The sequence below is a fragment of the Nocardia sp. NPDC003269 genome (genome assembly GCF_042888005.1).
GTDB lineage: Bacteria > Actinomycetota > Actinomycetes > Mycobacteriales > Mycobacteriaceae > Nocardia.
On sequence record NZ_JBIAPA010000006.1, the window covers coordinates 141,805 to 154,232 of the forward strand.

General features: G+C 69.6%; 12 protein-coding genes and 1 pseudogene. 3 read left to right on the plus strand and 10 right to left on the minus strand.

Annotated features, from left to right (window positions below; all coding sequences use genetic code 11):
- Positions 1–50: 50 nt before the first annotated feature.
- Positions 51–1,130, minus strand: coding sequence for an isocitrate/isopropylmalate family dehydrogenase (locus ACFYWJ_RS33240; protein ID WP_355284723.1), 1,080 nt, complete (start codon positions 1,128–1,130; stop codon positions 51–53).
- Positions 1,131–1,214: 84 nt separating this feature from the next.
- Between ACFYWJ_RS33240 and ACFYWJ_RS33245 the strand changes: the two genes are divergently transcribed.
- Positions 1,215–1,715, plus strand: coding sequence for a 2'-5' RNA ligase family protein (locus ACFYWJ_RS33245; RefSeq protein ID WP_355284726.1), 501 nt, complete (start codon positions 1,215–1,217; stop codon positions 1,713–1,715).
- A 49-nt stretch (positions 1,716–1,764) separates the two neighbouring features.
- The gene (gene trxA, locus ACFYWJ_RS33250; RefSeq protein ID WP_355284728.1) at positions 1,765–2,136 is read left to right on the plus strand and encodes a thioredoxin; all 372 of its coding nucleotides are present in this window, start codon (positions 1,765–1,767) and stop codon (positions 2,134–2,136) included.
- A 66-nt stretch (positions 2,137–2,202) separates the two neighbouring features.
- Here trxA and ACFYWJ_RS33255 read toward each other — a convergent pair whose 3' ends face one another.
- Entirely contained in the window at positions 2,203–2,625 is a 423-nt protein-coding gene (locus tag ACFYWJ_RS33255) for a 2-keto-3-deoxygluconate kinase (RefSeq protein ID WP_355284731.1), read from the minus strand.
- A gap of 346 nt (positions 2,626–2,971) precedes the next feature.
- On the opposite strand from ACFYWJ_RS33255, the gene ACFYWJ_RS33260 reads away from it, so the two are divergent.
- Complete coding sequence (locus ACFYWJ_RS33260) at positions 2,972–3,283, plus strand: DUF6191 domain-containing protein (RefSeq protein WP_355284734.1); 312 nt, start codon at positions 2,972–2,974, stop codon at positions 3,281–3,283.
- A gap of 10 nt (positions 3,284–3,293) precedes the next feature.
- Here the strand turns inward: ACFYWJ_RS33260 and ACFYWJ_RS33265 are convergent, their stop codons facing one another.
- The 8 genes and pseudogenes from ACFYWJ_RS33265 to ACFYWJ_RS33300 all read right to left on the minus strand — a co-directional run bounded on the left by ACFYWJ_RS33265 (position 3,294) and on the right by ACFYWJ_RS33300 (position 12,314).
- Complete coding sequence (locus ACFYWJ_RS33265; protein WP_355284737.1) at positions 3,294–4,076, minus strand: acyl-ACP thioesterase domain-containing protein; 783 nt, start codon at positions 4,074–4,076, stop codon at positions 3,294–3,296.
- A 60-nt stretch (positions 4,077–4,136) separates the two neighbouring features.
- A complete protein-coding gene (locus ACFYWJ_RS33270) occupies positions 4,137–4,565 on the minus strand; it encodes an SRPBCC domain-containing protein (RefSeq protein WP_355284739.1) in 429 nt (142 codons plus the stop codon).
- A 33-nt stretch (positions 4,566–4,598) separates the two neighbouring features.
- On the minus strand, positions 4,599–5,132 hold the full coding sequence (locus ACFYWJ_RS33275; RefSeq protein ID WP_355284741.1) for a GNAT family N-acetyltransferase: 534 nt from the start codon (positions 5,130–5,132) through the stop codon (positions 4,599–4,601).
- Between the two features lie 77 nt (positions 5,133–5,209).
- Positions 5,210–7,942, minus strand: coding sequence for a DNA polymerase I (gene polA / locus ACFYWJ_RS33280; protein ID WP_355284744.1), 2,733 nt, complete (start codon positions 7,940–7,942; stop codon positions 5,210–5,212).
- A 132-nt stretch (positions 7,943–8,074) separates the two neighbouring features.
- Positions 8,075–8,770, minus strand: coding sequence for an ABC transporter ATP-binding protein (locus tag ACFYWJ_RS33285; RefSeq protein ID WP_355284756.1), 696 nt, complete (start codon positions 8,768–8,770; stop codon positions 8,075–8,077).
- Positions 8,771–8,935: 165 nt separating this feature from the next.
- Positions 8,936–9,868: pseudogene (locus ACFYWJ_RS33290) on the minus strand (ABC transporter ATP-binding protein); the annotation flags it as partial.
- The gene (locus ACFYWJ_RS33295; protein WP_355284747.1) at positions 9,865–11,280 is read right to left on the minus strand and encodes a branched-chain amino acid ABC transporter permease; all 1,416 of its coding nucleotides are present in this window, start codon (positions 11,278–11,280) and stop codon (positions 9,865–9,867) included. The pseudogene ACFYWJ_RS33290 and the gene ACFYWJ_RS33295, both read right to left, overlap by 4 nt.
- Positions 11,277–12,314 (minus strand): branched-chain amino acid ABC transporter permease, encoded by a 1,038-nt coding sequence (locus ACFYWJ_RS33300; protein WP_378832653.1) that lies wholly within the window; start codon positions 12,312–12,314, stop codon positions 11,277–11,279. The genes ACFYWJ_RS33295 and ACFYWJ_RS33300 overlap by 4 nt, the downstream gene beginning before the upstream one ends.
- Positions 12,315–12,428 lie beyond the last annotated feature (114 nt).

Consider the following 12,428-nt stretch of genomic DNA (forward strand, 5'->3'; position numbering starts at 1 on the left):
GTGGTGCGACAGTAACCGAAGATTAATCAGCCAATGTGAAAGGGGTCCCTTCACCTCCGGTGCACGCGCGCTCTGACCTGCTCGGTGAATTCGCTGGTGGAAGCCAGCCCACCCAGATCCGCGGTCGCGATTCCGGCCGCCAGCGTGGCCGCGACAGCCCGGTTGATCCGCTCCGCCGCGTCGTGCAGCGCGCGGTCGTCGTCGCGAACGGCCAACCACCGCAACAGCATCGCCGCCGACAGTTGTAGCGCCGCCGGGTTGGCGCGATTGCGGCCGGCCAGGCCGGGCGCGGCGCCGTGCACGGCCTGGGCCATCGCCTTGGTGTCGGAGCAGTTCAGCGACGCGGCCATGCCGAGCGAGCCCGCCAGCTCGCCCGCGAGGTCGGAGAGGATGTCACCGAACAGGTTCTCGGTGACGATCACGTCGTAGGCCCCCGGCGTGCGGACCAGGTGCGCGGCCATCGCGTCGACGTGCTCGTCGTCGACCCGCACGTCCGGATACTGCGCGGCCACCTCGTAGCAGACGTCGCGGAACAGCCCGGTCGTCATCGGCAGCACGTTCGCCTTGTGCACCACCGTGACCCGCTTGCGCCTGCCCTGGGCCAGCCGCAGCGCCTGGTGCGCGATCCGCTCGCACGCCTGCCGGGTGATCACCGCGACCGCCATCGCCACGTCCGGGGTCGGCCGGAACTCCCCCGATCCGGCGAACATGTTGCGATCGGCGTAGAAGCCCTCGCTGTTCTCGCGCACGATCACCAGGTCGATGTCGGGCGCGCTCGCCCGCACCCCGGCGAACGCGGCCGCGGGCCGGATGTTGGCGTAGAGCCCGAGCCGCTTGCGGATGGTGCCGCCCGGCGCCACCCGCATGTCGGTGGGATAGGACGCGTTGTCGTGCGGGCCGAGGATCCACGCGTCGAGGTCCTCGAGCGCGACCAGCGTCTGCTCGGGCAGCGGGTCGGCGTAGGCGGCGATGGCGTCGTGACCCATCAGCAGCGGCACCCACTCCACCGGGCCGAGCCCGGCCGCGCCGATCGCCTCGTCGACGACCGCCCGCGTCGCGGCGACCACCTCGGGGCCGATTCCGTCTCCGTCGATCACACCGAGCCGCAGGCTCGCCTTCGCACCGTTCACCCGTCCATCCTCGCGCCTGAGGGGACCGAGTCGGCCACGGGGACACGCGGGAGCGACTACTTTCTGCAGATCATGGTGCAGTCGGTGGAGTTGCTCCTGGACGAACACGGCGAGGCCGAGGTCCGGCGACAGTGGGCGGTGCTGGCCGAGGCGGGGATCGGCAGCCCGCGCGGCGCGACCCACCGGCCGCACGTCACGGTCGCCGTGGCGCGCGAGATCTGGCCCCGGATCGACCACGCGCTGGCCGGGATCGAGTTCCGGCCGCTGCCGATCCGGCTGGGCGGGCTGCTCGTCTTCGGCGCCCGCAGGCCGATCCTGGTGCGGCCCGTCGTGGTCACCGAGGAGTTGCTGGCACTGCAACGCCGGGTCCACCACCTGGTGCGACCGTGCCCCGGCATCCCCGCGACGATGGCACCGGACGCCTGGACACCGCACGTCACGCTGGCCCGGCGGGTTCCGCCGGAGCGGCTCGGCGCCGCGATCGGCGCGGTGGCCACCGACCACGACTTTTCCACCGTTGTGGTGGGCATTCGCCGCTGGGACGGGGACGCGCGCCAGGAGCACCTCGTGGTCGGTGGAAGATAGAGGGACGCCACGGCGTTACAGCCGAGGACACCGACAAGGAAGGGACGTCATGGCCACCCAGACGCTGACCCAGCAGAACTTCGACGAAGTAATCACCGGAAACGACGTGGTCCTCGTCGATTTCTGGGCTTCCTGGTGCGGACCGTGCCGCAGCTTCGCGCCGACCTACGAGGCCTCCTCCGACAAGCACACCGATGTGGTGTACGGCAAGGTCGACACCGAGGCCGAACAGGGACTCGCCGCCGCCGCGAACATCCAGTCCATCCCGACCATCATGGCCTTCCGCGAGGGCGTGCTCGTGTTCGCCCAGCCGGGCGCGCTGCCGCCTGCCGCGCTCGAGGACCTGGTGACCCAGGTCAAGGGCCTGGACATGGACGAGGTGCGCAAGCAGATCGCCGAGCAGGCCACTCCCGCCGAATAGGCGCCCGAAACGCGAAGGGTCCGTTCACCTTTGGTGAGGTGAACGGACCCTTGCGTGCTTTTCGGCTCAGCCGGCGAGCAGGTTGAGCCCCGCGATCATGGCGCGGACGCTCGACTCGGCGGCATCGGCGCGCATGGCCGCGGCCCAGCCGCGCTTGCCGTTGAATTCGCACAGCACGAAGGTCGCGATGCCCTCGGCGGTGCGGCGCTGGTGGAACTGCAGGATCTCGAGGGGGTAGCCCTCGTCGTAGAGCGCCGAGGTCATGGCGGCGACCGGGCTACCGGCGGCGATGACGGTGCGCAGGTGGTCGGCGAATTCCAGCGTCGCGGTGAAATCCGTTCCGGAACAGGTGAATTCGCGCAGGGTGATCGGCCCCTCGATCCGGGTGTACCGGTCGAGGAACTCGGTGGGAGTCAGGTTGTCGGTCTCGGCGCGCAGCCCCTTGGGGGCGGCGTCGAACAGGGCACGGTCCAGTGTCAGCAGTGTCATTGCAGGTGAGGTCTTCCCGAAGATCGTCTTCGTTGGCAGGTGGGACCAGCAGAACAATGAAAATCAGCCCGCAGCGAGGGGGCCGGTCCGAATCAGACCCCGCTACGGCGGGTTACTACGAGAAGAATCTGCCGTGTGGCTGGCTGCGCGGTCTGCGCAGCAGCGACCGCGCGGTCGCGGTCAGCGACAAGCAGCGCGGCGAAGCGGTCGGCGGGATTCGGCACGGGATCGAGGATAGGGCGATCGTCGCGAAACCGCAACTTACTTCCGGCCCCGCCGTGTCTACTCGTGAGTACCATCACCGCAGCTCAGCGCGCACGCGCTCGGCGCCGGGTACGGTGGTCGCATGGGTACGGTCTTCGCGATGACGATCCCCGGGCTGGCGATCCTGCTGATCCTGCTGGCGCTGCTCGAGGTGGTCGTCAACCGGCTCACCGGGACGCGTTTTCTGCCGTGGACGCGCAAGCGCAGCGGGCCCGCGGTGGCGGCGACCGGTTTCGAGCACCTGACCGCGATGTTCCAGGGGTCCAAGCACCACGAGTTCGAGCAGCGGCAGAGCACCCTGATGCACCGGGAGACCCCCTCCGACGGTGCGCCGCCGCGGGATCAGGTGGATCTCAACGGCGGGTCGGCCACCCTCGTGGCTCGCGGCAAGTGAGCCGTATCCGCTAGTCCCCCAGCGGTTTCCGGCCCTCGGCCAGCCGCTCGACCGCGGCGAGCGCCCGCGCGGAACCGTCCACGTCGACCTGCAGGCGCAGCCCGTCGGGGCGCCGGCTGGTGCGCAGCACGACCTTGTCGCCCGTCATCACCGGGCCGACGTGCTCCACGATCGCCCGGTACGGCAGCTCGTGACGGTCGGGGTGGGCGGCGAGCGCCTCCTCCACGGCCTCCCAGTAGACGGCGTTGTTGACGTGGCCCAGCCGGTCCACATCGGTCACCCGCAGCGGGAACGGCACCGCCTCACCCTCCGGCCCGTCGAGCTCGGTGAGGGCCGCGCGCCAGCGCAGCCGGTGCTCGGTGGTGCTGGCCAGCATCGGCGCCATGAACGCGTCGCTCATCCGGGCGGGCCGCCCGGCCACCGGGTCGATGTGGATCAGGAAGGCGGCGGCCTCGATGTGCCCGCCGCGTTCGCCCCTCAGCTGAATTCGCATGTCGCACCAGCGATTCGACAGCGCGTCGGCCCACCGGCGCAGCTGCACGCGGTCGCCGAACTCGATCGGCTCGTAGACGTCGATCACGGTGCGCCGCACGATCCACGCCTGGTGGGTGTCGCCGTCCTCGACCGCGTCCAGGTGGTCGAAGCCGATGTCCTGCAGATAGCGGGCCACCGCGTCGAGCCGCAGCCGGTCCTGCCCGTCGGTATCGCCGAGGCGCACCGGCCACGAGGCCGCGAAGGCCTGCTCGAGGTCCGGGCAGGAGGGCAGAGGAGTCGCGATGACATCGGCGGTCATACCGCCGATGCTGCCACACCCGGCGCGCGAAACGATGACGCATCTCCGGCCGGGCCGGGACTAGCCGCCCTCGGCGGCCTGCCTGATTCCGTCGACGTGGCCCGCCCACATCACGCGGGCGTGCTCGGCCTCAGCCGGGCTCGCGTTGTTGTCCTGGCTCAGCGTCAGATGGGTGCCCGTCGCGCTGCCGGACAACTCGTAGGTGAGCGTGTGATAGTTCTCGGGCCGGTCGGGTGCGCCGCTGAGCGGGCTGTAATGGGTGAGTCGCAGCAGCCGGCCGGGCTCGACCGCCAGGATCTCCCCCTTGTCCTCGTAGGCGGTGCCCTCGTACTCGCCCGTCCAGGTGATCGGGCTCCCCGGCAGCCAGTCGGTCGACACCTCGGCCCCGAACATGAACCGGCGGATCTGCGCCGGATCGGTCAACACGGCCCAGACCCGCTCCGGTGACGCGGTGATCTCGGTGTCGGCGGTGGCCACGAATCCGGTCATGACACTCAACTCCTTCGGTCGACACCCACCACGCTACGACCGCGCGGCCCCGCGGTCTTGGACGAAGGCGACACCGGCCGTCCAGGTGTACTCGTACTCCGGCACCGCGAACCCGGCGTCGAAATGCCCGATCCTGGCGTCGGTGCGTCGCCAGCCGCGATGCTCGTAGAAGGCGATGGCCGCGCTGTTCTCGCGCAGCACCTCCAGGTAGACCGGGCGATCGGGGTACTCGCGCAGCGACCAGGCCAGGCCGGACTCGATCAGGCCCGTACCGATCCCCCGGCCGAGTCGTCCCGGCCGGGCGTGCAGGTTGTCCAGGAGCACCCGTCCGTCGGGCATCGGCCGCAGATAGACGAACCCCAGCAGCTCGCCGTCCCCCTCGGCCACCAGGAACCCCGGCGTCCGCGCGTCGACCAGGATCGACCGCCACCGCGCGGCCAGGTCGGCGGGCATCGGCCCCGCCAGATACGCCGCGGGCAGTATCCCGGCGTAGGCGACCCGCCAGCTGGCGGCGTGCAGTGCGGCGACGGCCGTCGCGTCGGCGACTCCCCCGGGTCGGATCAGCATCCGGCCATTGTGCCGACCGGATCGGCGACGGCGCCACCGCGATACTTCGCCGTGGCGCCGCGCCGGGGTGAGCGAGGTCAGTGGGCGGCCGCGTCCCAGCTCCGGCCGGTGCCGACCGACACGGTCAGCGGCACCGAGAGCTCGATGGCGGACGACATCTGTTCGCGGGCAAGGGCTTCCAGTGCCTCGCGCTCGCCCTCGGCGACCTCGAAGACGAGTTCGTCGTGGATCTGCAGCAGCATTCGCGAGCGCAGGCCCGCCGCGCGGATCGCGGTCTGCACATTGATCATCGCGACCTTGATGATGTCGGCCGCGGTGCCCTGGATCGGCGCGTTGAGCGCCATCCGCTCGGCGGCCTCGCGGCGCTGGCGGTTGCTGGAATCCAGGTCGGGCAGGTAGCGGCGGCGGCCGAACAGGGTCTGGGTGTAGCCGACCTTGCGGGCCTCGTCGACGACCTCGGACAGGTAGTCGCGGATGCCGCCGAAGCGGTCGAAGTACACGTCCATCTGCTCTTTGGCCTCGGCGGTGCTGATCTTCAGCTGGGCCGAGAGGCCGTAGGAGCTCAGGCCGTAGGCCAGACCGTAGGACATCGCCTTGATCCGGCGGCGCATCTCCGGGTTCACCTCCGACAGCGGGATGTCGAAGGCCTTCGACGCGACGAAGGTGTGCAGGTCCTCGCCGGAGTTGAAGGCCTCGATCAGGCCCTCGTCACCGGACAGGTGCGCCATGATCCGCATCTCGATCTGGCTGTAGTCGGCCGTCATCAGCTCGGCGTAGCCCGGACCGACGACGAAGGTGTCGCGGATCTGGCGGCCGGTGTCGGTGCGGATCGGGATGTTCTGCAGGTTCGGCTCGGTCGAGGAGAGCCTGCCGGTGGCGGCGATGGTCTGGTTGAAGGTGGTGTGCACACGGCCGTCGTCGGCGACCGACTTGAGCAGGCCGTCGACGGTGACCTTGAGCCTGGTCGCGTCGCGATGGGCCAGCAGATGCTCCAGGAACGCGTGGCCGGTCTTCTCGAACAGTGACTCCAGCGCGTCGGCGTCGGTGGTGTAGCCGGTCTTGGTGCGCTTGGTCTTGGGCATGTCGAGCTCGTCGAACAGCACCACCTGCAGCTGCTTGGGCGAGCCGAGGTTGATCTGCTTGCCGATCACCTCGTAGGCGGAGTTGGCCGCCTCGGTGACCCGGTCGGCGAACTGGCGCTGCAGCGATTCGAGCTGGTCGACATCGACGGCGATGCCCGCCTCCTCGAGCGTGCCGAGCACGCCGAGCAGCGGCAGTTCCATCTCCTCGAGCAGCGCGGTCGACTCGATCTGCGCCAGTTCCTGGTCGAGCGCCTCGGCGAGGTCGGCGACCGCGCGGGCCCGCAGCATCTCCTCGCGGGCGATGTCGGCGGCGACGGTGTCCTCGTCGTCGAGCAGCGAGAGCTGGCCCGAGTCGCCGGTCTCGGCGCGCAGTTCGCGCTTGAGGTAGCGCAGGGACAGATCGTCGAGGTTGAAGCTGCGCTGACCGGGGCGGACCAGGTAGGCCGCCAGGGCGGTGTCGCTGGTGAGCCCGGCCAGGGTGAGTCCGCGACCGCGCAGCGCGTGCTCGGCGGCCTTGGCCTCGTGCAGCGCCTTGGGGACGGCCGGGTCGGCCAGCCAGGCGCCCAGCGCGGCCTCGTCCTCGGTGCTCAGCGCGGTGAGGTCGACGTAGCCGCCCTCGCCGTCGGCGGCGGCGATGGCCAGCGCGCGGGCGTCGCCGTGCACCGGAGTGCCCGTGCCGACGATCGAGAGACCGTGGCGGACACCGGCTTTCGCGTGCTCGGCCAGCCAGTCGGCGACCTCGCCCCGCTCCAGCGCGGCGCCGCTGATCTCGAAGCCCGATTCGGCCTCGGGCTCCGCGGAGCCCAGGGTCTCGAACAGCCGGTCGCGCAGCACCCGGAATTCCAGGTCGTCGAAGAGCTGGTGGATCTTCTCCCGATCCCACGGCGCCTGCGCCAGCTGGTCGGGGGTGTAGGGCAGCGGCACCTCGCGCACCATCTCGGTGAGCTGACGGTTGAGCACCACGCTCGACAGGTTCGCCCGCAGCGAGTCGCCGACCTTGCCCTTCACCTGGTCGACCTTGTCCACCAGGGTGGCCAGGTCGCCGTATTCGCGGATCCACTTGGCCGCGGTCTTCTCGCCGACGCCGGGGATGCCGGGCAGATTGTCGCTCGGGTCGCCGCGCAGTGCCGCGTAGTCGGGGTACTGGGCCGGGGTGAGGCCGTACTTGGCCTCCACCTCCGCCGGGGTGAAGCGGGTGAGGTCGGAGACGCCCTTGCGCGGGTACAGCACCGTGACGTCGTCGTTGACCAGCTGGATCGCATCGCGGTCACCGGTGACGATGAAGACCCGGTAGCCCTGGGCGACGGCCTGGGTGGTGAGCGTGGCGATCACGTCGTCGGCCTCGTAGCCGTCGATCGCCATCACCGGGATGCCGAGCGCGCCGAGGACGTCCTTGGTGAGCTCGACCTGACCACGGAACTCGTCGGGCGTCGCGCTGCGGTTGGCCTTGTACTCCGGGTACGCCTCGGTGCGGAAGGTCTTGCGGGACACATCGAATGCCGCGGCCACGTGACTGGGCTTCTCGTCGCGCAGCAGATTGATCAGCATCGAGGTGAAGCCGTACACCGCGTTGGTGGTCTGCCCGGTGACGGTCTTGAAGTTCTCCGCCGGTAGCGCGAAGAACGCGCGATAGGCCAGCGAGTGCCCGTCCAGGAGCAGCAGCGTCGGCCGCTCACCCCCGGAGGCGGTGGTCGTTGTCGATGCCTGAGCAGTCGTCGGTGAACTCACCCGGATGAGTGTAGGGACCACCACCGACACCCCCGAACCCCGCCGCGCCGGTCGGGGCCCACCGCACCGACGAAACCGGCCCCCGCCACGCTCGTGGAGCGGGACGGGGGCCGGGTTCGCGCGGTCGACAACTCAGTCGTGACCCAGGTAGGCCGACATGACGGCGGGGTCCGTGAGCAGGGCCGAACCCGCGCCGGTCTTGGTGACCTCGCCGGTCTCCAGGATGTAGGCGCGGTCGCTGCGGGTCAGTGCCTGCTGGGCGTTCTGCTCGACGAGCAGGACCGTGGTGCCCTGGCGGTTGATCTCGCTGATGATCTTGAAGATCTGCTGGATCACCATGGGCGCCAGACCCATCGACGGTTCGTCGAGCAGCAGCAGCTTCGGCCGGGCCATCAGGGCGCGACCGATGGCCAGCATCTGCTGCTCACCGCCGGAGAGGGTGCCACCGACCTGCTTGCGCCGCTCGGCCAGCCGCGGGAACAGCTCGAAGATCCAGTCCAGCGTCTGCTGGTACTCGGCCTTCTGCTCGAACGGCCTGCCGTAGCAGCCCATGTCGAGGTTCTCGGCCACCGTCATCCCGGGGAACACCCCGCGGCCTTCCGGTGCCTGGATCAGGCCCTGGACCACCCGGTCGTGGGCCTTCATCGTGGTGATGTCGGTGCCCTCGAACAGGATCCGGCCCGAGGAGAGCGGCAGCAGGCCCGACAGCGCGCGCATGGTGGTGGTCTTGCCCGCGCCGTTGGCACCGAGCAGCGTCACCAGCTCGCCCTGCTGGACCGACAGCGAGATCCCGTGCAGCGCTTCGATTCTGCCGTAGTTCACGACCATGTCGCGCACTTCGAGCAGCGGCACCGGCTGCTCGGGGGCGGCCGCCGGCTCCTCCTGCGCCGCCGCCACCACGGTGGCCGGGGCCTGGGTGGGCGCGACTGCGGCCGCGGCGGCGGCGCCTGCCTCGTCGCGGACCTCCTCGATGGTGTCCGCGTCGGGCACACCGAGGTAGGCGGCGATGACGGCCGGGTCCTCGCGGACCTCGGCGGGCAGGCCGTCGGCGATCTTGCGGCCGAACTCGAGCACGACGATCCGATCGGTCACGCCCATCACCAGGCGCATGTCGTGCTCGATCAGCAGGACGGTGTAGCCGTCGTCGCGGATCTTGCGGATCAGCTCCATCAGCGCCGACTTCTCGCTGGGGTTGAATCCGGCGGCGGGCTCGTCCAGGCACAGCAGCTTGGGCTCGGTCGCCAGCGCTCGCGCGATCTCGAGCCGGCGCTGGTCACCGTAGGAGAGGTTGCGTGCCTTCTCCACCGCGCGCGGCGCGATGCCGACGAACTCGAGCAGCGCCATGCCGCGCTCGATCGCGTCGCGCTCCTCCCGGCGATGCTTCGGCGTGCGGAACACCGCGCCGGGCACCGAGGTGCTGTGCCGGGCGTCGGTGCCGACGACCACGTTCTCCAGCGCCGTCATCTCGCCGAAGAGCCGCACGTTCTGGAACGTGCGCGCGATGCCCAAGCGGGTGATCTCGTTGCGCTTGGTCTTGGCCAGCGCCCGCCCGTCGAAGTGCACGCTGCCGCCGGCCGGCTTGTAGACACCGGTGATCGCGTTGAAGCAGGTGGTCTTGCCCGCGCCGTTGGGGCCGATCAGGCCGAGGATCTCGCCGCGGCGGATCTCGAAGCTGACGCTGTCGAGCGCGGTCAGACCGCCGAACTTCACCGTCAGACCGTCGGTGCGCAGCAGCGGCTCGCCCACCGCGGTCTCGATGTCGCGGTGCGGGGCGACCACATCGGCCACGGTCTCCGCGTCGCCGAGGGCGGGCAGCACCGCGGTGACGTCGACCTCGCCCGCCGGTTCGATCTCCGGCGGGGGCTTGTACCCGGCCGACATGTCCTCGTTGTCGTACAGCGCGTCTCCCGCGCCCGGCCCGGTCATCGCCCTGCTCCGATCGGTTCGGCCGCCGGCTTGCGCACGACCGCCTGGTACACCTGTCTGCCGTAGGTGAGCAGTTTCTGCCGCACCGGGAACAGACCCTGTGGCCGCAGAATCATCATCACCACCAGCGCGATGCCGAAGTAGAGGTACTTCAGGTCACCGAGATTCTGCGCGCCGCCCTTGCGGTAGAGCAGCACGCTGCCCAGCAGCAGCAGGCCGAAGATCACCGCGAGGATCGTCACGGTGATCACCCCGCGCCGGACCCAGACGCCCAGCGCGTCACGGCGCCACCGCCACAGCAGCCACAGCCCGATCAGCAGCGCGACGTCGAGGCCGAGCAGCAGATAGCCGGTCGACTCGCTCGACACCAGCTGCACCGACTGCAAGCGCATCGGCAGGTAGGCGATCAGGAACGCGCCGACGATCACGCCGAGCTTGTTGCCCGAACCACCGAGCACCACCGCGCACAGGAACAGCATCGACAGGATGATGTCGAACTGCTTGGGATTCACGTAGGTGACCTGACCGGCGTACATCGCGCCGGACAGACCGCCGACGGAGGCGCCGATCACGAACGCCCACAGCTTGAACTTGAAGGTCGGCACGCCCATGATCTCGGCGGCGTCCTCGTCCTCGCGGATCGCGACCCAGGAGCGGCCGACCCGGCTGCGCTCGAGGTTGCCGATGATCAGCAGAACCACGACGACCAGCGCCATGCCGAGCCAGAACCACCAGGTGCCGTTGTTGGCCCGCTCGAGCGGATTCGAGCTGTCGGGGTCGCCGAGGTTGCCCGGGGAGAAGTAGCCGCCGGGGTGGGCCTCGGATTCGCCGACCTGCGGGTAGGCGATCTTGGACAGGCCGAGGCTGCCGTTGGTCAGTTCCTCGAGATTGTCGGCCATCAGGCGGACGATCTCACCGAAGCCCAGGGTCACGATCGCCAGGTAGTCACCGCGCAGGCGCAGCGTCGGCGCGCCGAGCACGAGACCGGCGAACGCGGTCAGCGCGACCGCGATCGGCAGACAGGCCAGCCAGGCCCAGCTGGGATTGAGCCAGCCGCCGTCGGTCTGGTTCCACGGGCTGTTCGGGCTGGTCAGCAGGCCGACCGTGTAGGCGCCGACGGCGTAGAAACCGACATAGCCGAGGTCGAGCAGACCGGCCTGGCCGACGACCACGTTCAGGCCGATGGCGATCAGCGCGTACATGGCGAACTGCGCCATCACACCGCCGAAGCTCACGCCGGGGGTGTCGATCAGCGGGGGCGGGTACAGCGGCAGGATCGCCAGCACGGCGATGACCGGCACACCGACAGCCCATTGGCCGGGCCGGGACAGCCCGTCCCACCAGTCGCGGATCGAGTCGCCGAGGCCGCGCCGATCCTGGGTCGCCACCGGGGTTTTCGTCAGGTCGGTCATGCGCGCGCCCTCCCCAGGCTCTCGCCGAGGATGCCGGTCGGCCGGAACATCAGCACCGTCACCAGCAGGACGAAGGCGACCACGTCACGCCATTCGTTGCCGAACAGGATCTGGCCGTACTGCTCGGCGACGCCGAGGATCATGCCGCCGAGCAGCGCGCCGCGCAGGTTGCCGATACCACCGAGCACCGCGGCGCTGAACGCCTTGATACCGAGGATGAAGCCGCCGGAGAAGATGATGCCGGTCGGGATGTAGAGGGTGTACAGCATCGCGGCCGCGCCGGCCAGCAGGCCACCGATGAGGAACGTGAGCACGATGACCCGTTCCCGCGAGACGCCCATCAGGGTCGCGGTGTCGGGGTCCTGGGCGACCGCGCGGATGGCGCGGCCGAACTTGGTGCGGTTGATGACGATCTCGGTGGTGATCGCGAGCACGATGGCCGCGGCGATGATCACCAGCGCCACATTGGTGACCTGCGCGCCGAGGAAGGTGAACTGCACCTTCGGCTCCACCAGCCGGATGCCGGTCTGGGCGTTGGAGCCGCCGAGGCCGGGCCTGAGCTTGGGCAGGATGTAGTGGACGAACTCCTGGATCACGAAGGACATGCCGATCGCGGTGATCAGGAAGGCCAGTGGTTTGGCTCCGCGCTTGCGCAGCGGCCGGTAGGCGACTCGTTCCAGGCCGACCGCGGCGATTCCCGAGACCAGCATGCCGAACAGCATCGCCAGGCCGAGATAGACCACAGTGAGCAGGACGCCCTGGGAGTACGCGTTGCCGCTGGGGGCGAAGCCGAGCAGCTCCAGTCCCACATAGGTGCCGAACATGCCGAGCATGAAGATCTCGGAATGGGCGAAGTTGATCAGTCTCAGCACGCCGTAGACCAGCGTGTAGCCGACCGCGACCAACGCGTAGATCGACCCGTAGGTGAGACCGTCCACGGTCAATCGCCAGAACTGGTCGATCACCCCGGAGACGTTGAAATCGATGGACCCCTCGGCCAACAGGGTCACACCGAGCGAAGCCACTGATGTCATGATTTCTCTCGCGTCAGGCGAGCGGTGGGGGGGGGGGGGGCCCCCCCCCCCCCCCCCCCCTTTATGTGGTGGTTTATATCAACTTAAAACAAAAAAGAAATGTTGGGACAGCGG

Bases quoted from the DNA above. Each gene is read 5' to 3' on its own strand.
- ACFYWJ_RS33275 (WP_355284741.1), bottom strand. From the start codon at position 5,132: ATGCTGATCCGACCCGGGGGAGTCGCCGACGCGACGGCCGTCGCCGCA.
- ACFYWJ_RS33255 (WP_355284731.1), bottom strand. From the start codon at position 2,625: ATGACACTGCTGACACTGGACCGTGCCCTGTTCGACGCCGCCCCCAAG.
- ACFYWJ_RS33260 (WP_355284734.1), top strand. From the start codon at position 2,972: ATGGGTACGGTCTTCGCGATGACGATCCCCGGGCTGGCGATCCTGCTG.
- ACFYWJ_RS33270 (WP_355284739.1), bottom strand. From the start codon at position 4,565: ATGACCGGATTCGTGGCCACCGCCGACACCGAGATCACCGCGTCACCG.
- ACFYWJ_RS33285 (WP_355284756.1), bottom strand. From the start codon at position 8,770: ATGGTCGTGAACTACGGCAGAATCGAAGCGCTGCACGGGATCTCGCTG.
- ACFYWJ_RS33295 (WP_355284747.1), bottom strand. From the start codon at position 11,280: ATGACCGACCTGACGAAAACCCCGGTGGCGACCCAGGATCGGCGCGGC.
- ACFYWJ_RS33300 (WP_378832653.1), bottom strand. From the start codon at position 12,314: ATGACATCAGTGGCTTCGCTCGGTGTGACCCTGTTGGCCGAGGGGTCC.
- trxA (WP_355284728.1), top strand. From the start codon at position 1,765: ATGGCCACCCAGACGCTGACCCAGCAGAACTTCGACGAAGTAATCACC.
- ACFYWJ_RS33265 (WP_355284737.1), bottom strand. From the start codon at position 4,076: ATGACCGCCGATGTCATCGCGACTCCTCTGCCCTCCTGCCCGGACCTC.